Source organism: Halopseudomonas sp. 4NH20-0008, from assembly GCF_057548395.1.
This window is the reverse complement of sequence record NZ_BAAJMD010000013.1, coordinates 87,014-107,785: the sequence shown is the minus strand read 5'-3', so window position 1 is coordinate 107,785 and position 20,772 is coordinate 87,014. Positions and strand designations below refer to the sequence as shown.

The following is a 20,772-nucleotide window of genomic DNA, read 5'->3' as shown; positions in this document are numbered from 1 at the left end:
AGGCAATTTAAGCGAACTCACAGACCAGTGCTCCCTGTCCATCGAGCGTGGCGTGCACATGGCGCAGAGCTTCACCGCTGGCCATGGCATCCAGTACCCGATCAACCACCTGCGGCTGCAGATGCTGATCTATCAGTTGATCAATCAAACGTGCACCACTGGCTGTATCGCGGCAGCGCTCGGCCAGATGAGTGACCAGCGCAGCACAGTGGCTGAAGCCCAGTTGGCGGCGCTCAAGGCGTTGACCAAAGCGGTGCAGTTTGAGGGTGGTCAGCTCATGCAACACCTCGCCATCCACCGGAAAATAGGGCACAACCCGCATGCGTGCCAGCAGCGCCGGCTTGAAGTGGCGGCTCAGGGTCGGACGGATGGCCTGTTCCAGCTCCTCGGGTTGCGGGCGTTGGTCGCCGGTACACAGCTGAATGATCTGTTCGCTGGCAAGGTTCGAGGTCATCAGGATCAGGGTGTTGCGGAAGTTGATCTCGCGTCCTTCGCCATCATTGGCCACGCCCTTGTCAAAGATCTGATAGAACACATTGAGTACGTCCGGATCGGCCTTTTCAACTTCATCGAGCAGCACCACGGAATAGGGCTTTTGTCGCACGGCTTCAGTCAGCATGCCGCCTTCGCCATAGCCAACGTAACCGGGTGGCGCACCGAGCAGGCGTGAAACGCTGTGCTTTTCCTGGAATTCGCTCATGTTGATGGTGGTCAGAAAGCGCTCACCGCCATACAGCAGATCAGCCAGGGCCAGTGCGGTTTCGGTCTTGCCGACGCCACTGGGGCCAACCAGCAGAAATACCCCCGCCGGGGCCGGCAGGTTGTTCAGGCCGGCCGCGGTAGCCCTTACTGCGCGATCAATGGCTTGTACTGCTTGTTCCTGGCCGCGTACGCGCAGGCGCAGGTCGTCGGCAAAGCGGCTGACCTTGTCATTATGTTCGCGGGCCAATTGGCTCAGGGGCACACCAGTCCAGTGGCTGATGACCTCGGCAACCAGACGTGGACAGACCTCATGGCTGACCAGCCGCTGATCGGCGGGCAGGGCGCTGATTTGCGCCTGCAGCGCCTGCATACGTTGCTCCGGGTTGGCTTGCTGAGGGTCTTCAGCGGTGTCAGTGCTTTCGAGCGGACTGTCCGATTCGCTGTTGCTCAGCTCGGTCTTCTGTGCAGCGGCGTGGCGCTCGGCACAGAGCTTGCGCAAGTCCATGAGTTCGCTGGCCAGGGCCCGTTGACTATCCCATTCACGGGTCAGTGCGCCGAGCTCGGTCTCATTCTCTTCAAGCTGTATCTGCAGGGCATCGAAGGCCGCCGGATCAAGCGCCAGACCGGCGTCCAGATCACGCTGCATGGCCAGCTGCTGACGTTGGCGTTCAGCGATGCCGGTACGCAGCCGTTCGATCGCCTGGGGCGCCGAGGCCAGGTTGATGCGAACCCGGGCGCAGGCGGTATCGAGCACGTCCACGGCCTTGTCGGGCAATTGCCGACCTGTCAGATAGCGGGCCGAGAGTTCAGCGGCGGCGACCACCGCATCATCGCGCAGATAGACACCATGGCTGCGCTCATACAGCGGTGCCAGGCCACGCAGAATGGTAACCGCCTCTGAGGTGGTCGGTTCCAGCAACTGTACCGGTTGAAAACGGCGGGTCAGGGCCGGGTCTTTTTCGAAATACTTTTTGTATTCGCTCCAGGTCGTGGCGGCGATAGTCCGCAGCTCACCCCTAGCCAGTGCTGGCTTGAGCAGGTTGGCTGCGTCAGATCCGCCGGCCTGGGCGCCGGCACCAATCAGCGTATGGGCCTCGTCGATAAACAGAATCACTGGTTTGACGTGGGTTTTGACGGCGTCTATCACGCCCTGCAAGCGACGCTCGAACTCACCCTTGACGCTGGCGCCGGCTTGCACCAAGCCCAGGTCGAGTGCCAGCAGTTCGGCATGGCGTAATACCTCCGGGACTTCGCCTGCGGCAATACGCAAGGCCAAGCCTTCGACTATGGCGGTTTTGCCCACGCCGGCTTCGCCAACCACGATGGGGTTGTTCTTGCGGCGTCGGGCGAGGATGTCGATCATCTGGCGAATGGACTCGTCGCGGCACAACACCGGATCCAGTTTGCCGTCACGTGCCTGCTGGGTCAGGTTGTGGGTAAAGCGCTGCAACAGGGATGTCTGTTCGGTGTTGCTGGCGGCGGGTTGAGTTGCTTCCTGCTGTTGGGCTGAGGCGATAAAGTCAGTCAGACGTTCGGCATTGATGCGGCTGATCAGGCCTTGATAGCGGGTGCCGGCATGGCGCAATGGATTACGCAGTAGGCCGAGTAGCAGTGCGGCCTGATCAACCTCAGAACGACCCAGTTCGAGGTTGGCAACCAGCAAGGCATCCTGCAGCCATTGCACCAGCTCGAGGGAAAAAACCGGGCTGCGTGCGCTGTCGTTGCCGGTGCCGCTCTGCAGTTGTGCGGTCATGTCCTCGTTGCTCACGCCGGCATCCTGCAGGGCCAGTTTCAGCAGGCTGTCAGGGCGCTCAAGCAGCATCAGCAGCAGGTCCTCAACGGCTACCTTGCCGGCGCTGCGGGCGACGCAGTGCTGCGCCGCGCTTTCGAGGTCAGCGCGGCATCGGCTGTCGAGGGCCTGTACCAGTTTCTGGATGTCGATATTGATCATGTCATCATTCCTTAATGTGTTCGGCCGGCCAGGGTGACTTCAGCGTCTTCATCCCGGTCTCCAAGCCAACTGGTCCATCCCAGCCGGCAGACGTTGTCATTGCCCAGGCGTAACTCGCGCAGTTCCTCATGGCGTAACTGCAGTCTCAGGTCGTAGGCCAGCGGTGCGCGCAAACTGAAGCGCACCAGTGCCAACAAGGGTTGGTACTCAGCGCCCCTGGGCAGAAAATCATGGAAGCGATCCCAGCTCAGGTCGCGTATATGAATACGGAATTTGCCACTGCGATCGCGTACCTGCTCACCCAGTACCAGGCTGCTGCCCAGACCGCTGTTGGCCAGTCCCAGGCTGTTGCGCTGCTCGCTGCCGATCACCACATGGCGCTCGACACACTCTTCGATCTGCATGGCGCGGTGCTTGAAGTAATAACGCAGCACGGACTCCAGCAAGGCTGCGGACTGAATGCGCATACTCAGCAACCCGAGGTAGGGCAGTAGCCGCTTCCAGTCCAGTGTGCTGTCTTCGCGCAGTGGCTCATTTCCCAGCCCGATCAGGGCGAACAGGCGGGCCGAGAAGGCGTCACTGGCGCCGCGTTGGAATTGGGCGCGATAGCGGTATTTGCGCCAAATCGGCAGCATCAGGCGCTGCAGACGGTTGTTGAACAGGTCGAGAAAATCCCGCGTGGTATTGCCGTTGGGGCCATCACCCAGGGCCTGTTCGCTGTAAAACGCCGGCAGTGGCGAGCCCGAACCAAACAACCCGATCAGATTGACGCGGATACGCGCGCGCAGCTCACCCTGCTCATGAAAGAACACTACCTGCTCGATATCGCAGCCAGGGAAACCCATGCTCGGATTGGCCTGAAATTCGATGCGCTCGTAGAGCGCCTCGTCATTCAATTCCGGCGAGTCGGTTCGCAGTCTGTCGAGTACCTGCATGACACCCTGAAACAGGCTGTACTCACGGATACTCCGGGTCAGCCCGCTCAAAGCAGGGGCTGCAACCCCATGCGCGGTGTCCATTGGTAGTGTTCTCCCTGGGTACTTTTAACCTTCAACTCGTGAAAGGAGTTGAGGCTGGCGTAGAGTGCAAAGAATTCGTTTAGCACCGAGGCAAAGACGAACATGTCGCCTTCGCCCAGATAATTGTCGGCATCCATTAACAGCTCGGTACGTATGCCGCGCACCGGTAAACCCTGGTGCAGGCGATCGACCTGGCTGTGGCTGATTTTCTTCAGGCCATCCAGCAGCCGCTGACTGATGCGCGCTGCGTTCTGGTCGTAATGACGAGGCAGGTCATAGGTCTGCAGGATGACCCGCAGGGCATCAACATTGGCCAGCGACAGATAGTTCAGTGACATGTTGCTGATCAGTTTCCACAGGAAATCACTGTCCACGGGCGGGGCGTAGCTGGGGGTGATGTTGCTGATATTCCGGAAACTGAGAAAATCCGGGGTGTCTTCACTGAGCCGGCAAATATCGCCCATGGCCAACTGGCTGGGCAGGTTCTGGTTGGTGCAGACCATTTCGATAGACAGTGTTTCATGCCGATCAAGGCTGCGCGGGCCAAAGCTCAGGTAGGTTTCCAGCGTGTCACCCAGCACCGACGGGTACTGGCGCAGGCTGTAATGCGGCTTGCTTTCAAGGCCGTCCAGGGCTCGGTCATGCTCAAAGGATTCAAATGAAACGTATTCCTCATAGCCCATGCCGCCGGGCTTCCAGCCAACCACGCGTTCGACCGAATAGACCCCGCATTGCTGGTTGCCAAACTCGGCAGGGCGCAACAGATACTGATCCTGGCGACCATCCAGGCGGATCGGTGTGGCGTCCTGAGTGAACAGATTGGCGACCGGTGTGCAGTGCAGGCGGATATTGTCAGCCGTTGGACGAATGCGCTGGCTACCGGTCTTGCCAATATTGAAGCGCAGCTCCAGACCGTGGGCCTGCTGTAATCGCTCGGCTGGCAGACGCTGGAGTATCTGCAGTCCACTCAGGTCAACGAACAGAAACTTGTCCTGGAAGGCGAAGTATTCCTGCAGATAACGGTAGCCGCTGAAGGTATTCAGCGGATAGGGCACCAGTGCTTCGTCTTCGCCAAAGCCACCGGGCTGCAGATGCTGCTGGCCCAGGTGGAGCTTGATGCCCTTGCTCTGCAGGTCATCCGGCAACGGCTTGCCCTGCTTGTCGAGCAGTACCAGGGTCAGGTCATCCATATGCCGCAGCAGGCCCAGATAGAGCATCTGGCTGATATAGCGCTCGCCTGCCAGATGCAGTCGCAAGCGCTGTAGCTGCAGATCGCCCAGATGACCCTCGCAACTCATCTTCAGCTTGAGGCTGAGCAGCGCGCCTTCACCTTTGACCGAGTATTCCAGACTGCGCACAGTCAAGGGCAGCAGCTCGACAGCACTGGTGGTGCGAAACTGGCAGGCCGCACCCTGCACCGGCTTGGATTCCACGGGGGTGCCACGCGGCACGTTCACAGCCGGGCCGCTGCGCATCAATGGATCGAACTGCAGCATGCTGAAGGCCGGCAGCGGGCGCATGTAATTGGGCCACAACAGGTGCATCAGCGAGTGAGTCAGTTCAGGCAACTCGTCATCGAGCTTCTGCCGCAAGCGCCCGGTAAGAAAGGCAAAGCCCTCCAGCAGTCGCTCGACATCCGGGTCCTTGCCACTCTGTCCCAAAAACGGCGCCAGCGCCGGGCTGCGCTCGGCAAAACGCTTGCCCATCTGGCGCAGGGCGGTCAGTTCGCTTTGGTAGTAGTGATTGAATGACACGCAACTATCCTTGTTGTACTGGCAATATTTCGATTAACACACGCATAAAGCGCTGCTCGGCGTTTTAGCCTGTTCCGGTCTTCATCAAACAGGTGAAGTAAACGTTCCAACACGCATTTCGAATGGTTATTCGAGTGTTCGATCAGGCTTGCCCCTGCCTGGCTTTAGCTACCGCTTCCAATCAGTACCGTGCTGGAACCCGCTACCACCACATTGCCGTGATCGCCCTGGCTTCCCAGCACTGCTGCCGGCTGGCCGTTGATAATGACCGAGCCACTGACGCCGCTGCTGATGACGCTGCCGCAGCCGGTTGGATCGCCCATGCGCGCCGCGGGCAGTCCATCAATCAGGACGTCTGGCGAACCAGCGCTGATCGGGTTCCTGCCGTGGCCGGTTTTCGGGCAGTTGCTGAGGTCGCCCAGTCGTGCAGCGGGTTTGCCTGACATCCCTGTTTCCTTTATTGAATTTTGACCTGGCCGCTGCCATCAAGGCGGGCGGCAAAGCTTACGTGGCGTTTATGACCGGCCACATCGAGCTGACCTTCGATGGCGAAGGACAGACACAAAAGATCGTTGTCACGGGGCAGGGCAATCACATTGACCTGTCGCAGACGAGGTTCGTAGCGCTCGATAAAGCGCTCAATGGCACTGCGAGCCTGCTGCAGTGCGTCGTGCATCGATAAACGCATGTCGTTGAGATCTGGCAGCCCATAGTCCGGCAGGGTTTGCACGCTGCCAGCGCGGGTGCTGAGCATCCGCGCCAGGTGGCGTGCCACCGAACTCATAACCGCGTCGTGTTGGCTATGGTCGGCGCGCGCGCCGACCTCACCCCCAAGACGTTCAAACAGGCTGCCGTAACTCATCGGGGCTTACTCTTTGTCCAGCTTGCCAACCAGCGACAGGGTGAAATCAGCACCCATGTACTTGAAGTGCGGACGCACGCTCAGGTTGACGCGATACCAGCCGGGTTCGCCTTCCACTTCCGACACGCCGATGTGTGCAGCGCGCAGCGGACGACGGCCACGAACTTCCGGGTTGGGATTGTCCTGATCGGCAACGTATTGGCGAATCCACTTGTTCAGTTCCAGCTCCAGGTCGGTGCGTTCCTTCCATGCACCGATCTGCTCGCGCTGCAGTACCTTGAGGTAGTGGGCTAAACGGTTGACGATAAACAGGTAGGGCAGTTGGGTGCCCAGGCGATAGTTCAGCTCGGCATTCTTGCCTTCTTCACTGTTGCCGAAGAACTTGGCCTTCTGGGCCGAGTTGGCCGAGAAGAAGGCCGCGTTATCGCTGCCCTTGCGCATGGTCAGGGCGATAAAGCCCTCTTCGGCCAGTTCGTATTCGCGGCGGTCCGAGACCAGTACTTCGGTGGGGATCTTGGTTTCGATTTCGCCCATGCTCTCGAAATGGTGCAGGGGCAGATCCTCAACGGCGCCACCGTTTTGCGGGCCGATAATGTTCGGACACCAGCGGAACTTGGCGAAGCTTTCGGTCAGGCGTGTGGCAAAGGCAAAGGCGGTGTTGCCCCACAGATAATCTTCATGGCTGGCCGAGACGTTTTCCTTGTAGACGAAGCTCTTGACCGGATTTTCTTCCGGATCATAGGGGTTGCGTAGCAGGAAGCGTGGCAGGGTCAGGCCGACATAGCGGGAATCTTCTCGCTCACGGAAGGACTGCCATTTGGCAAATTGTGGGCCTTCGAAGTGATCCTTGAGGTCCTTGATGTCCGGCAGCCCGGTGAAGCTTTCCAGGCCGAAGAATTTCGGACCCGCCGAGGCGATAAAGGGCGCATGGGACATGCTGGCGACACTGGCGACATATTGCAGGGTCTTGATGTCGGGTGCGCTGGGGTCGAAATAATAGCTGGAAATCAGCGCGCCGACCGGTTGCCCACCGAACTGACCGTACTCGGCGGTATAGACGTGCTTGTATAGACCTGACTGGACGATATCGGGGCTGTCTTCAAAGTCCTCGAGCAGATCCTGCTTGGAGGCATTGATGACCTCGATCTTGATGTTTTCACGGAAATCCGTGCGATCGACCAGCAGCTTGAGTCCACGCCAGGAGGATTCCAGCGCCTGGAAGCTGGCGTTGTGCAGAATTTCATCCATCTGCTGGCTGAGCTTGGCATCAATTTCGGCGATCATCCGATCGACCATGGCCTTTTTCACCGGCTCTTTGTCATTGTGCGGTTTCAACAGCTCTTCAATGAAGGCGGAAACGCCGCGTTTGGCTATGCCGTAGGCCTCGTCTTCGGGGCTCAGCCGGGTTTCGGCAATGATGCGATCGAGAATGCTTTCTTCAGTCGTGTTCTGACTGGTGTCCAGTGCGGTTTGGGTCGTCATGGTCGCGCGTCCTTTCAGGTCTTCAGGAGTCCAGTTGGTCCTGGGCGGCAAGGCCCAGTTCGTTCAGAATGCGTTCACGCGAATCATCGTCGCTGAGCACACTTTCGATCGCCTTGCGGAAGGCCGGTACGTTACCCAGTGGCCCTTTGAGTGCCACGAGTGCGTCACGCAGCTCCATCAATCGGCGCAATTCGGGCACCTGTTCAACCAGGCTGGCGGGGTTGAAATCCTTCATCGAATTGATCTTCAGGCCGACCGCCAGATCTTCGCTGGTAGCCTCTTCCTGCAGGCGATTGGGCACGCTGAAGCTGAGGTTCAACTCCTGCTTGGCCAGCACCTCATCGAAGTTGTGTTTATCGATGGCGATGGGCTTGCGCTCTTCGATTTTCCGGTCATCCGCGCGTTGGGTAAAATCACCCAGCACCATGAGCTTCAGAGGCAGTTCAATCTCCTCCTGGGCACCATTGGTGTCGGGGCGAAAGGTCACATTGATGCGTTCCTTGGGTGCTACCGAGCCTTCTTTGGCCATGGTCGTTCTCCTTTACTGTTTTGGCCCGAGGGCCTGTTCCAGCACCACATCGAAGTCGAGGTGGCACAACCGTTGATTAAGTGCGTCGCGGCGCAGCCGCGCCTGTGCGTCCAGTGGCAGTTGCTCGTAGCAACTGAGCAGCAGGCGCATAACGCGTACTGCCAGTGCGGGTTCCCACTCAGCCAGGCCGCCTTGCTGCAGACGGCTATCCAGCCCTTCAAGCAGATTCTTGGCGAGCTCGTATTTGCCCGCCCGAAGACACAGTCGGGCCATGGCGGTTTGCCATTGAACCTGTTCCCGGCCACCGCGCGCTGCGCGCATGCCGGTGTTCAGGTGAGCCATGGCAACGCGCAGGCTATCCTTGCGCAACAGTTCCGAGGCCTCCTTGAAAGCCTCATCCCAGGCGCGCCCGGAACCGCCGAGAGCGTCAAGGCCTGGGTTGGCGGAACCATTGGCGCGGCTTGTGTTGACGCGCGATCTGATCCACACCAGGGTCTCCTGGCTGGCGAAGGGCGAGCCGTCAAAAAACTGCAACGCCTCCAGTCCGGGTAGTCGCTGCAGCAGGCGTGAGAGCTGCTGCTCAAGTTCCTGCATGGCGGCGTCGGCCTTGAGCATCTCCAGGCATTGCCAGGCCAGATATTGACCGTCGAGCCAGAACGGTGCGCGCGCCAGGCTGGTCTCCAGATCCATCAGAAGTGCATTCGGCTGACCCTGATTCAGGCGTTCGCGGAAGGCCGTCAAGCGGTCAGCGGGCAAACCGCGCAGGCCGGTTTTGCCCTCGGCATCATGTTCAGGCAGGGCTTCAATCGGCAGCCACAGCAGGGTACGAGACAGGTTGATGGCACGCGCGTCGAGTATCGACTGGCTGTGCCACCACTGGCACAGCGGGCGAGACTGCTCCTGCATGGCTCTCAGGGCCTTGTGGGCGTCGCGGGTGCTGACAATGCTCTCGATTGACTGGCTGCCGTTATTCCCCGAGCTGCTGACCAGGCTCAAGGGCGGCGGGGAGACTTCCGCGCTCTGCTGTGCCGGCTGCTGGCCGGTTTTTTCTGCCTGTTGCAGGCGTTTGCACAGGGGTAGCAGCAAGGGTGCCTGTTCGCCCAGTCGACCCTGCAGAATGACATCCAGGGCTTTCAGATCCTGGGTCAGCAGGCTCAGCACTTCCGCATCCGCCGGGCTCGGCTGCAGCTCATTGAGGCTTTGCTCAAGACGCGACGTCAGCCAGTTCAGGGCGGCGCTGCGGGTGCGATCCTTGAGCGGGTGCAGGATGTCCCAATGGGTGTCACACAACTGCCGGAGCATGGCCAGACCGGCATGCAGTCCTGGCAGTTGTTCGCAACGAAACAGCCCCCATACCAGCCAGCAGGCAACACGCAAATCCTTGGATTGGCTCTGCAAAACTTGCTCAGCTTGGGCGGTGATTTTCTGCCAGTCAGGCCCGCCGTTCTGGTGCAGGGAGTTGGATTTGGCCAACTCGGCTTCCAATGCTTCGAACTCACTGGAGTAGCGAACGTCATCACCGGCGAAGTTGTCTTCACCAATGGGCGTGCTGGCCAGAGATATATATTTGAGTGCGAGCATAAACAACCAATCATCCCTATAAAGTGCCCGCAGAGAAAACTTCCTTATTCCTCTGCACTGATTAAGTTTTTCCAACTTCAAGTTGCGCAAGAAGTTGCGCAGTTTTGTTAAGTGTGCAACTTTTGGCGCAGTCGGTGAGCGCAACAAATTGCGCAGCCGTCATTGCAGGGCGCATCCTAGACAGGCATCAATGCTAATGGAAGCAGGGGTGTGTGATGGATTTGGCAAATTTGATCATTGGTGCGCAATTTTTGGTACGTGATTAAAAGTCTGTCATTTCATTGGCGCCGCAATATTGAATTTTTAAGAAATGGATTTAATGCTTGACATGGGCGCGGAGTGAGGAAGTTGAATTTCATGCACTTGTGGCATTGTTTGTTAGTTTGGTTTGGTAATTAACAAAGGGCTTCTTTATAGCGCTGAGCATTTAATTAAGTTCAGCGGCGAGTCCTGTCACAGGGCTCAATATATGAGGGTGGCTGTTGCTATGTGCCAGCGGGAAATGCTTCGTGCAGTCTGCTCAATGCGATTGCCTCGTCAACCCATCGGGTTATTTACCGATGATTTTGTGTCACCATTGTGGACAAGCCTATCCCCGTTTCAGACAGTGATGGAGTCATTGTGAGTATTCGAAAAGCCGTATTACCTGTTGCCGGTCTTGGGACTCGCTTTTTGCCAGCCAGCAAGGCGATTCCCAAGGAGATGATCACCGTGGTTGATAAGCCGGTGATTCAGTACGTCGTTGAGGAGGCTCTGGCGGCGGGGATAGACGAGATTGTGCTGGTGACACATTCCAGCAAGAAGGCCATCGAGGATCACTTTGATGCGAACTATGAGCTCGAGGCTGAGCTGGAGCGGCGTGGCAAAACCGAGTTGCTGGCGGTGCTGCGGGATATCGCCCCTGCGCGTCTGAGAGTGTCGTCGGTACGTCAGGGCCGAGCCCTTGGCCTTGGGCATGCAGTGTATTGCGCACGTCAGGTTGTGGGTGATGCGCCCTTTGCCGTGATGTTGCCTGATGTGCTGGTAGCGGCGGCCGGCGAGGCAAATGATCTGCAGCTTATGAAGGAGGCCTTTGATCGCTCAGGCCGTGCCCAGGTCATGGTTGAACCGGTGGCCTGGGATCAGGTGCATCAATACGGTGTGGTTGACCTGGCCGGACAGGATCTGGAACCGGGCAAGAATGCAGCCTTGCAGCGGGTAGTGGAAAAGCCAGCCAGGGCCGATGCACCCTCGAACCTGTCAATCGTCGGTCGCTATCTATTGCCGGCGAGAATTTTTGATCTGTTGTCAGTGACACCAGCAGGTGCCGGTGGCGAGATTCAGCTGACGGATGCAATTGCAGCACTGATGGCGGAGCAGGGAGCCGATGCCTACCGGCTGCTGGGGCGTTCGCACGATTGTGGCAGCAAGCTTGGCTACCTTGAGGCCACCCTGGCCTACGGTTTGCGGCATGCGCAGCTGGCCGAGGATTTTCAGGCTTTACTGCGGCGTTATGCCGGATGAGGCCTTATGCATATTGATTCCTACGGCGATACCCTGTGTGCGCTGATCAGCGCCGCAGCTATGGCCTCGACCGGCCATCAGGTCGTACTGCATGTCGCCGATGATGCCATGCTGGAGCAGTTGCAGCAGGGTATTTGCCCTTTCCGTGAGCCGGGCCTGGCCGAGTTGCTGTCTGAGCAGGTATCAGAACAGCGCTTGCGCTATGCGGCACTGCATGAGCCGGTTGACAAGGATAACCAGGTGATCTGGCTGGCGCTTTCACCGCAATCCGAACAGCAGGCCTTTGATATCATTCAAGCCCTTCCCACTGATCCCTTCAAACGCTGGCTGCTGGTTAATCAGTCCACCTTTCAGGTGGGTACCAGCGAGCTGCTGCAGGCACGCTTGCGTGAGGCCAATGGTGCCGATTCGGCGGTAGTAAGCCTGCCGGACCTGTTGACCGAAGGTAATGCCATTCAAAGCTTCAAACGAGCTGACCACTGGTTGGTTGGCACAGAATCGCCATGGGCAAGCCAGATGGTCTCGGAGTTACTCAGACCCTTTAATCGCAGGCGCGATAGCATCATGTTGATGCGTCCGCGGGATGCCGAGTTTACTAAGTTGGCGATTACCGGGATGCTCGCGACCCGCCTCAGTTACATGAATGACATGGCCAATCTGGCTGACAGTCTGGACGTTGATATCGAGCAGGTGCGTCAGGGTATGGGTGCGGATAAGCGTATTGGCGAGGCCTATCTGTATCCCGGTTGCGGTTTTGGTGGCTTGAGCTTTTCCCGTGATGTCATGAGCCTGGCGTCGACCCTGACCCGGCGAGGCCAGCAGGCACAGTTGCTGACTCAGGTGATGGCCATTAACGAGCGGCAAAAGGAACTGCTGTTTCGCAAGCTCTGGGGGCATTTTGCCGGCGATCTGCAAGGGCGCAAAGTGGCGATCTGGGGTGTGGCTTTCAAACCAGAGACTGGGCGGATTGACAACGCACCCGCGCTGAAGCTGATTGAGGCGCTCTGGGCCCAGGGTGTGCAGGTGCGTGTGCATGATCCACGAGCCTTGCCGGCTTTGCAGGCCTGGGCCGGTGAGCGCGATGATCTGTTGTTGTTTGATGATCCCTATCAGGCATTGGAAGGGGTGGATGCACTGATGCTGGTGACCGAGTGGAAACCCTACTGGAGTCCGAACTGGACCCGGTTGCAACAATTGATGCACGTGCCGGTATTACTGGATGGACGGAATATCTGGGATCCAGCTTTTGTGCGTGAGCAGGGATTTGTTTACTTCGGTGTAGGGAGAGGTTAGTGATCGAGCAGAGCGACAAGGCCCAGGCCTGGGCCAGGCTAGAAGCACTGGCCGAGCAATTTGACAAGGTTACCATTGCCGAGTTGTTCGATGCTGATCCGGCGCGATTTGAGGCGCTGCAACGCCGCTGTGGACCGTTACTGTTGGATATGTCCAAACAGCGGGTGACCAATGAAGTATTGGCCGAGTTGTGCCGTCTTGCTGATGCCTGTGGCTTGCCCCTATGGCGTGATCGCTTGTTTGCTGGCGACAAGGTCAATGCCAGCGAAGGCAGAGCCGCCATGCACTGGGCCCTGCGTTTGCCGGCGGAAGCAGCCGGTGACCTGGATGGTCAGCCTCTGGCAGGCATGATTCATGCGCAGTTGCAGCATATGGACTCACTGGTTACCAAACTGCATGCCGGCCAGTGGCGCGGTGTCAGCGGTGAAGCCATTACCCATGTGGTTAACATTGGTGTAGGTGGCTCTGATCTGGGCCCGCTGATGGTCTGTGATGCCCTGCGTGATTTCAAGGTCGAGACAGCCGGACCATTGCGCGTGTACTTTGCCTCGACTATGGATGGCAGTCAGTTGGCGCAGATTCTGCAAACGCTGAACCCGCATACCACGCTGTTCATTGTTTCGTCCAAGTCGTTTACCACCATAGATACCCTGAGCAACGCCGATACTGCGCGCCAATGGCTGCAGCGCAGTTTGGGTGACTCGCCCGCGCTACTGCAATGCCATTTCATTGGTGTGTCGGCGGCGCCAGAGAAAATGACTGAATGGGGTATCAGCAAAAGCAACCAGTTACTGCTCTGGGACTGGGTCGGTGGGCGCTACTCGCTGTGGTCGGCTATAGGTCTGCCTATTGCGCTTACGCTGGGGATGGCGGGCTTTCGAGAGCTGCTTGATGGGGCGCATCACATGGATTGGCACTTTTGTGAGGCACCCGGTACCGAAAACCTGCCGGTGCTTATGGCCATGCTGGGCATCTGGAATGTCAATCTGCTGGGCATCAATGCCCTGGCGATCTTGCCCTATGACGGCAGATTGAAACAATTCCCTGCGTATCTTGAACAATTGGAAATGGAGTCCAATGGCAAACGGGTAACGCGCGATGGTGCTCTGGTGACACGCAGTACCTGTCCGATCATCTGGGGGGATGTGGGGCCGAATGCACAGCATGCCTTTTATCAGCTGCTGCACCAGGGTACGCAGCCGGTCGCCTGCGACTTTATCGTGCCAGCGCGGCGTTACCGAGAGGCTCAGCATCTGGAGGGCATGGAAGAGCTGGCGGCCCAGCATCAACTGGCAATTGCCAACTGCCTGGCGCAATCGCGCCTGTTAGCCTTTGGTGATGCAGCGCTGGCTGATGCCGAAAGCCTGCCGTTGTACCGGCGTTATCGGGGCAACCAGCCTTGCACCACGCTGTTGCTGGATGAGTTGTCGCCTTTCAGTCTTGGGGCGTTGATTGCCCTGTATGAACACAAGGTGTTTGTGCAATCGGTGATCTGGGAGATCAACCCCTTTGACCAGTGGGGCGTAGAAATGGGCAAGCTTATTGCAGTAGATGCCTTGGCCCAGCTGCGGGCAGAGCAATCCTTGGGGCAAGGGCTGGATGCCTCCACGACAGGTCTGCTGGCTGCGGTAATGGAGAAACACTGAATCAAGGCAGTAACTCAACAGGTCCGACCACCGTTGACCGCCGCCCAGTGAATGTACGGGGCAAATGGACTTACTTAACCACCCAGGGACTTACATGTCTGAGATAACCTGCTTCAAAGCCTATGATATTCGTGGCCAGTTGGGCACTCAGCTCAATGAAGATGTGGCTTACCGCATCGCCCGCGCCTTCGCCCAGTGGCTCAAGCCCCGCCGTATTGTGCTGGGTGGAGATGTTCGCCGCACCTCCACTGAGCTGAAAGCAGCCTTGGCCAATGGCCTGCGTGATGAGGGCGTGGATGTGCTGGATCTTGGGTTGGCCGGTACCGAGGAAGTGTATTTTGCTACCTTCCATCTCGGTGTGGATGGTGGCATTGAAGTCACAGCTTCACACAATCCAATCGACTACAACGGTTTCAAACTGGTTCGCGAGGGTTCCCGGCCGATATCAGCTGATAGTGGCCTGAAGGCGATTCGTAGCCTGGCCGAGGGTCTGAAATATGAGCTGATTGACGGTCGTGACCCGACCGTGGCAGACAGCCAGCGCGGCAACTACCAGCAGGTTGATACCCGTGAGGACTATATTCGTCATCTGATGGGCTATATCAATCCAGCTGCTTTCAAGCCCCTGAAACTGGTGGTCAATGCCGGCAATGGTGCTGCCGGTCCGGCTGTGGATGCCCTGGAAGCGGCGTTTGCCAATCTGAATATGCCGGTTGAATTGATCAAGATATGCCATGAACCCGATGGCAGTTTTCCCAACGGCATACCCAATCCACTGCTGGTGGAAAATCGCAGCCTGACGCGTGACGCGGTGCTGGCCCATGGCGCTGACATGGGGATTGCCTGGGATGGTGATTTTGACCGTTGCTTCCTGTTTGACGAGCAGGGCCGCTTTGTCGAGGGCTACTATATCGTTGGGTTGCTGGCTGAAGCCTTCCTGCAGAAGGAGAAAGGCGCGCGCATCATTCATGACCCCCGGCTGGTCTGGAACACCGTGGAGCAGGTCGAGCAGAACGGTGGTGTGGCTGTTCAAACCAAGGCCGGGCACGCCTTCATCAAGGAGCGCATGCGTGAAGAGGATGCGGTCTATGGCGGCGAGATGAGCGCACATCACTACTTCCGTGACTTCGCCTACTGCGACAGCGGCATGATTCCCTGGCTGTTGGTCGCCGAGCTGTTGTGTGTCAAGGGCAAACCGCTGTCAGCGCTGGTGGACGAGCGTATTGCCGCCTATCCCTCCTCGGGCGAGATTAATCTTACCGTCGCTGATGCACCGCGGGTGCTGCGTGAGATCGAGGCGCAGTATGCCCCGGATGCTCTGGCGCTGGATCATACCGACGGTGTCAGTGTCTGCTTCGCCGAGTGGCGCTTCAATCTGCGTGCTTCGAACACCGAGCCGGTCATCCGCCTGAATGTCGAAAGCCGTGCTGACCAGGGGTTAATGGAACGTGAAACGGAGCGCCTGCTGGAGGCGATTCGCCTGCGCTCGGGGGCTTCTGCATAGATATATCAAGGGCCAGGCATGCAGGGCTGGATTAGGTGCCAGGCAATAGTCCGTTCAAGGCCATGGGGTGACGCATGAATCAACAGGGTTCATAATCCGTATTCATGTTCAAAGGCGCCATTTCATGGGCAAATCCATTCTGGTTACCGGTGGTGCCGGCTACATTGGCACCCATACCTGCATCAAGCTGCTTGAGGCGGGCTTCAGTGTGCGAGTGCTGGATAATTTCAGCAACAGCTCGCCTGAGGCCTTGCGTCGGGTCGAGCGTATAACCGGCCGTTCTGTGCCCTGCACCGTCGGCGACATCAACGATGCGCCGTTGCTCGATCAGCTGTTCAGTGAGCACCCGATCGATGCGGTGATTCACTTTGCCGGGCTCAAGTCCGTCGGTGAGTCGGTTCAGCAACCCTTGCGCTATTACCACAACAACATCAGTGGCACCCTGGTGCTGTGCGCGGCCATGCAGCGCGCGGATGTGAAAAATCTGGTCTTCAGTTCTTCGGCCACGGTGTATGGCGATCCCGTCAGTTTGCCGATCAAGGAAGACTTTCCTCTGAGTGCGACCAATCCCTATGGCCATTCCAAGCTGATGATCGAACAGATGCTGACCGATCTGCATCAGGCCGATGATTGCTGGAATATTGCCTTGTTGCGCTACTTCAACCCGGTGGGGGCCCACCCCAGCGGCCTGATAGGCGAGGATCCGGCCGGTATTCCCAACAACCTCATGCCCTATGTTGCTCAGGTGGCGGTGGGACGGCGCGATTACCTGAGTGTGTTTGGCAATGATTACCCGACACCTGACGGAACCGGTGTCAGGGACTATATTCATGTTATGGACTTGGCCGCCGGACATGTAAAAGCTCTCGGGTGGCTGAACGGTAAGCCCGGTATCAAGGCCTTCAACCTGGGGACAGGGCAGGGTTATTCGGTGCTGGATATGCTGCATGCCTTCGAGCAGGCCTGTGGCAAGTCCTTGCCCAGACGCTTTGTTGCGAGGCGGTCAGGGGATGTAGCCAGTTGCTATGCTGATCCATCCCTGGCCAGTGCTGAACTCGGCTGGCAGGCTGAGCTGGATCTGCAGAGCATGTGCGCTGATGCCTGGCGCTGGCAGTTGAATAACCCGAATGGATACGGGGTCTGAACAGGACGCCGAACTGTAGTTCCGTTTTTTACTGAAACTGGACCCCTATGTCCGTAGTCAACAGCACTAGAATGATGCTTTGACATATTCGGTTCCCTTGATTGGAGATCTCTGTGCTCAAGGACAGATTGATTGGCTTGAGTTACGCGCAGAAACGCAGCATTCAGATTCTGGCTGACCTGATCCTGCTGTCGGTTGCCATGTGGTGTGCGCTTTATCTGCGGTTAGGCAATGAGGGCTGGCGCTGGCCGGATATGGGTCAGACGCTGCTGTTCCTGGCCGCGCCTCTGATTGCTATTCCTTTCTATGTTCGTCTGGGCATGTACCGCGCGGTCATGCGCCATTTGGGCAATGACGCGCTGGTAGGCATTCTCAAGGCCGTGACCCTGGGTTATCTGGGTTTTGTTCTGGCCTTGTTGTTGATCCGGGATGCCGGTTGGGTTATCAGCTTTCCGCGCTCGGCGCTGTTCAATTACTGGTGGTTGAGTTTGATGCTGATTGGTGGCTTGCGTCTGGCCGCACGCCAGTATTTTATGGGGCACTGGTTTCTGGCAGGCAATAGCAGCGCTGATCAGCCGCTGTCGACGGCCATTCCGATTGCCATCTACGGTGCAGGGTCGGCAGGTAATCAGTTGCTAGCCTCGTTGCGTATGGGCAGTCGGTACAAGGCTGTTGCCTTTATCGATGACGATGAGACGCTGCAAGAGCGCAGCATGGCTGGTGTGCCGGTTTACAGTTCAGCCAGCATTGATAAGCTGATCGACAAAGTCGGACTGCGCGAGGTGTTTCTGGCTATTCCTTCGGCCACCCGGACTCGCCGCCGTGAAGTCCTGACCAGGTTGCAGCAATATCCCCTGCATGTGCGCTCGATACCCGGGTTGATGGATCTGGCGACAGGTCGGGTCAAGGTTGATGACTTGCAGGATGTGGGCGTGACGGATTTGCTCGGGCGTGACTCGGTGCCGCCGGATCAGAGCCTGTTCGAGCGCTGCATCAAGGGCAAGTCGGTCATGGTGACCGGGGCCGGGGGATCCATCGGCAGCGAACTGTGTCGGCAAATCATCCAGTCCAATCCTGCGCGTATCGTATTGCTCGAGCACAGTGAGTTTGCGCTCTACGGGATACATGCCGAGCTGTCGTCATTCGCGCGTTCACGATCCATTGAGGTTGAGCTGGTGCCTATACTGGCGTCCATTCGCAATCCACAGCGGGTTGAGGATGTGATCAGCGCCTGGGGGGTACAGACCCTTTACCATGCCGCTGCCTACAAGCATGTACCCATGGTCGAAATGAATGTTGCCGAAGGCATCATGAACAATGTCTTTGGCACGCTGTTCGCTGCCCAGGCAGCGATTCGCTGCCGGGTCGAACATGTTGTCCTGGTGTCCACCGACAAGGCCGTTCGACCGACCAATGTCATGGGCTCATCCAAGCGACTTGCGGAAATGCTGCTGCAGGCTCTGAGCGCCGAGCAGGCGCCGCACCTGTGGGGAGACGATGAGCAGGTCAATCAGGTTAATCGTACCCGTTTCAGCATGGTGCGCTTTGGTAATGTTCTGGACTCTTCGGGTTCGGTCATTCCCCTGTTTCGTGAGCAGATCCGTCGTGGTGGGCCGGTGACGGTTACCCATCCGGACATCACCCGGTATTTCATGACCATACCTGAAGCCGCACAGTTGGTGATTCAGGCGGGTGCCATGGGGCAGGGCGGTGATGTGTTCGTATTGGATATGGGCGAACCGGTGCGTATTGTTGACCTGGCACGCAAGATGATCATGCTGTCCGGCCTGAGCGTGCGCGATGAACAGAATATCAAGGGTGATATCGGTTTGGCTTTCACCGGCTTACGGCCCGGCGAAAAGCTCTATGAGGAACTCTTGATCGGTGACAATCCCGAAACAACAAGTCATGAGAAGATTTTCCGTGCCAACGAAGTCTTTTTGCCCTGGTCGCAGATGCTACAGGTTCTGGACCAGTTGAAAGAAGCTGTGCAGCAGGATGATCTTGAGGGGGTGCGCAGTATTTTGCTGTCAACTGTTCAGGGTTATGTGCCAAGCAACGGCATTGTTGACTTGCTCTATGAGCAGACCGAGCGCACAGCGCGTTAGTAATGATCTGAGTATACAAGCCGGGTTGAAGCCCGGCTTTTTTCTGTCTGTAAAAAGGATTGCTGATGACGGAGGGTCATGGGTTGCCGACACTGCTGAAGCAGGCGCAGGTATGATCCAGGAAGCGCTCGACCTTGGCGCAGGCCGCTGGTGTCAGGCTGATGAGGCGGATGCGGCGGTCGGTGTCGCATTCCTGCTCAGCCAGCATGCCCTGGTCAATGGCGTTCTGCACATATTTGACGGCTGTCCGGCGGCTGATGTTGGGCATCAGTGCGTACAGTTCGGTCTTGGGTTGCGGTGGGGCCTCCCGGTTTAGCCACATCTGGGTAAACAGGTCGCAATAGTTCAAATCGCTCAGGCCCGTATCGGCAAAGCTGGTCGACCAGAAAGTGTCGATATCGAAAATGGCCTTGGCTGCCAGAATCCGGTCGGCAGCGTTGAAGGGTCTGCTCATGCGCTGTTCCTTGTAGCTTTGTCGTCTATTAGGCGCGATTAGCCTGATTGCTGCAATTGCGCTGATCAAGTTTCCCAACAGGTTTGTGCCTGTGATCACAAGTTGTGCAACCTTGTCTAGTTTTGGTGCGTTTTCTGCGGCGGCTTAAACTCGTGATTTGTTATTTACATGCTCAAGTGCATGTAAATCCTGTGAATATGCAAATTTGCATGTAAATGGCATGGGCCTTGCTTCGGTTACCCCAGATACTTTGTGATTCGGGGGCAACATGCAGTTTGACTTGTTCAAGACCCTCTGGGGACATACCGGCAGCATCGAGCAAGCAGCAAGTTTGGCGGTGGCGGCGGGCTTTTCGGGAATCGAAGCACCCGCACCCACTGGCGAGGCTGAGCTGGCACTGTTCCTCGATACGCTACACAGTCATGGTCTGGCCTATATCGCCGAAATCTGCACGACAGGCAGCTATGTGCCTGATCGCACGGCAACACCAGAGCAGCATCTGGCTTCGCTTGAACAGAAAATCCAGCAAAGTAAACCGCTCAACCCGCTGTTCTGCAACGTGATGGGTGGCTGCGATGCCTGGCCACTGGATGTGCAGATCGATTTTTTTCAACGGGCACAGACGCTGGCTGATCAGCAGGGCGTGTTGTGCAGCTTTGAAACCCACCGCGGTCGCTCCTTTTTCAATCCCTGGATCACCCGTGACGTTTTGCGCGCCGTTCCGGATCTGGTGATTACTTGCGATTTCAGTCACTGGGTGGTGGTCTGCGAGCGGCTGATGGACAGCGAGTGGGACACCATTCTTGAAGTCGCCGAGCGAGCCCACCATGTGCACGGCAGGGTGGGTTATGACCAGGGTCCGCAGGTGCCACATCCGGCGGCCCCTGAATACGCGGAAGCCCTGGCCTCCCATGAACGCTGCTGGGACGCGATCTGGTCCTCTCAGGCTCGCCGAGGCTACACGGGCACAACCATGACGCCGGAGTTTGGTCCGGACGGGTATCTGCACACCTTGCCCTTTACCCATCAGCCGGTGGCGGATCTGTGGCAGGTCAACAGCTGGATAGGCCAGCGACAGAAAGCACGCTTTGCCCAGCGCACAGCGTAAGCCGATAAGCGCGGCGGTTTTTGCTGTTGCCGGGATGGTCGAGTTCCATCTCGACCAAGGGCGCTAGCCGCCAACACTGGGCCGAGATGGAACTCGGCCCTCCCAGGGGTAGGTTGGGTTGGCGGCTTGGCT

16 protein-coding genes are annotated in these 20,772 nt (G+C 57.8%); 7 read left to right on the top strand and 9 right to left on the bottom strand.

The window, feature by feature from the left end; translation table 11 throughout:
* Positions 1–7: 7 nt before the first annotated feature.
* The 8 genes from tssH to tssA all read right to left on the bottom strand — a co-directional run bounded on the left by tssH (position 8) and on the right by tssA (position 9,880).
* A complete protein-coding gene (tssH, locus tag AC27HQ_RS13600; RefSeq protein WP_487156722.1) occupies positions 8–2,653 on the bottom strand; it encodes a type VI secretion system ATPase TssH in 2,646 nt (881 codons plus the stop codon).
* An 11-nt stretch (positions 2,654–2,664) separates the two neighbouring features.
* Entirely contained in the window at positions 2,665–3,672 is a 1,008-nt protein-coding gene (gene tssG, locus AC27HQ_RS13595) for a type VI secretion system baseplate subunit TssG (protein WP_487156721.1), read from the bottom strand.
* Positions 3,636–5,426: a type VI secretion system baseplate subunit TssF gene (gene tssF / locus AC27HQ_RS13590; protein WP_487156720.1), complete on the bottom strand. Its 1,791-nt coding sequence runs from the start codon at positions 5,424–5,426 to the stop codon at positions 3,636–3,638. The genes tssG and tssF overlap by 37 nt, the downstream gene beginning before the upstream one ends.
* A gap of 164 nt (positions 5,427–5,590) precedes the next feature.
* Positions 5,591–5,872: a PAAR domain-containing protein gene (locus AC27HQ_RS13585; protein WP_487156719.1), complete on the bottom strand. Its 282-nt coding sequence runs from the start codon at positions 5,870–5,872 to the stop codon at positions 5,591–5,593.
* Positions 5,873–5,883: 11 nt separating this feature from the next.
* The gene (gene tssE / locus AC27HQ_RS13580; protein WP_487156718.1) at positions 5,884–6,288 is read right to left on the bottom strand and encodes a type VI secretion system baseplate subunit TssE; all 405 of its coding nucleotides are present in this window, start codon (positions 6,286–6,288) and stop codon (positions 5,884–5,886) included.
* Between the two features lie 6 nt (positions 6,289–6,294).
* Positions 6,295–7,770 carry a type VI secretion system contractile sheath large subunit gene (tssC, locus tag AC27HQ_RS13575; protein WP_487156717.1) on the bottom strand — a complete coding sequence of 492 codons (1,476 nt, stop codon included), beginning with the start codon at positions 7,768–7,770 and terminating at the stop codon, positions 6,295–6,297.
* A 22-nt stretch (positions 7,771–7,792) separates the two neighbouring features.
* Positions 7,793–8,299: a type VI secretion system contractile sheath small subunit gene (gene tssB, locus AC27HQ_RS13570; protein WP_487156716.1), complete on the bottom strand. Its 507-nt coding sequence runs from the start codon at positions 8,297–8,299 to the stop codon at positions 7,793–7,795.
* A 12-nt stretch (positions 8,300–8,311) separates the two neighbouring features.
* Entirely contained in the window at positions 8,312–9,880 is a 1,569-nt protein-coding gene (tssA, locus tag AC27HQ_RS13565; protein ID WP_487156715.1) for a type VI secretion system protein TssA, read from the bottom strand.
* A 621-nt stretch (positions 9,881–10,501) separates the two neighbouring features.
* Between tssA and galU the strand changes: the two genes are divergently transcribed.
* The 6 genes from galU (at position 10,502) to AC27HQ_RS13535 (ending at position 19,078) form a co-directional block, all read left to right on the top strand.
* Entirely contained in the window at positions 10,502–11,383 is an 882-nt protein-coding gene (gene galU / locus AC27HQ_RS13560; RefSeq protein WP_487156714.1) for a UTP--glucose-1-phosphate uridylyltransferase GalU, read from the top strand.
* Positions 11,384–11,389: 6 nt separating this feature from the next.
* Positions 11,390–12,676 (top strand): UDP-glucose dehydrogenase family protein, encoded by a 1,287-nt coding sequence (locus AC27HQ_RS13555; protein WP_487156713.1) that lies wholly within the window; start codon positions 11,390–11,392, stop codon positions 12,674–12,676.
* On the top strand, positions 12,676–14,322 hold the full coding sequence (gene pgi / locus AC27HQ_RS13550; protein WP_487156712.1) for a glucose-6-phosphate isomerase: 1,647 nt from the start codon (positions 12,676–12,678) through the stop codon (positions 14,320–14,322). The genes AC27HQ_RS13555 and pgi overlap by 1 nt, the downstream gene beginning before the upstream one ends.
* Positions 14,323–14,416: 94 nt before the next feature.
* A complete protein-coding gene (locus tag AC27HQ_RS13545) occupies positions 14,417–15,826 on the top strand; it encodes a phosphohexomutase domain-containing protein (RefSeq protein ID WP_487156711.1) in 1,410 nt (469 codons plus the stop codon).
* Positions 15,827–15,950: 124 nt separating this feature from the next.
* Entirely contained in the window at positions 15,951–16,970 is a 1,020-nt protein-coding gene (gene galE / locus AC27HQ_RS13540; RefSeq protein WP_487156710.1) for a UDP-glucose 4-epimerase GalE, read from the top strand.
* 113 nt (positions 16,971–17,083) lie between these two features.
* Positions 17,084–19,078 carry a polysaccharide biosynthesis protein gene (locus AC27HQ_RS13535; protein ID WP_487156709.1) on the top strand — a complete coding sequence of 665 codons (1,995 nt, stop codon included), beginning with the start codon at positions 17,084–17,086 and terminating at the stop codon, positions 19,076–19,078.
* A gap of 76 nt (positions 19,079–19,154) precedes the next feature.
* Here the strand turns inward: AC27HQ_RS13535 and AC27HQ_RS13530 are convergent, their stop codons facing one another.
* Positions 19,155–19,532, bottom strand: a complete 378-nt coding sequence (locus AC27HQ_RS13530; protein WP_487156708.1) for a hypothetical protein — start codon at positions 19,530–19,532, stop codon at positions 19,155–19,157.
* Positions 19,533–19,800: 268 nt separating this feature from the next.
* Between AC27HQ_RS13530 and AC27HQ_RS13525 the strand changes: the two genes are divergently transcribed.
* The gene (locus tag AC27HQ_RS13525) at positions 19,801–20,640 is read left to right on the top strand and encodes a sugar phosphate isomerase/epimerase family protein (RefSeq protein WP_487156707.1); all 840 of its coding nucleotides are present in this window, start codon (positions 19,801–19,803) and stop codon (positions 20,638–20,640) included.
* Positions 20,641–20,772: the final 132 nt, after the last annotated feature.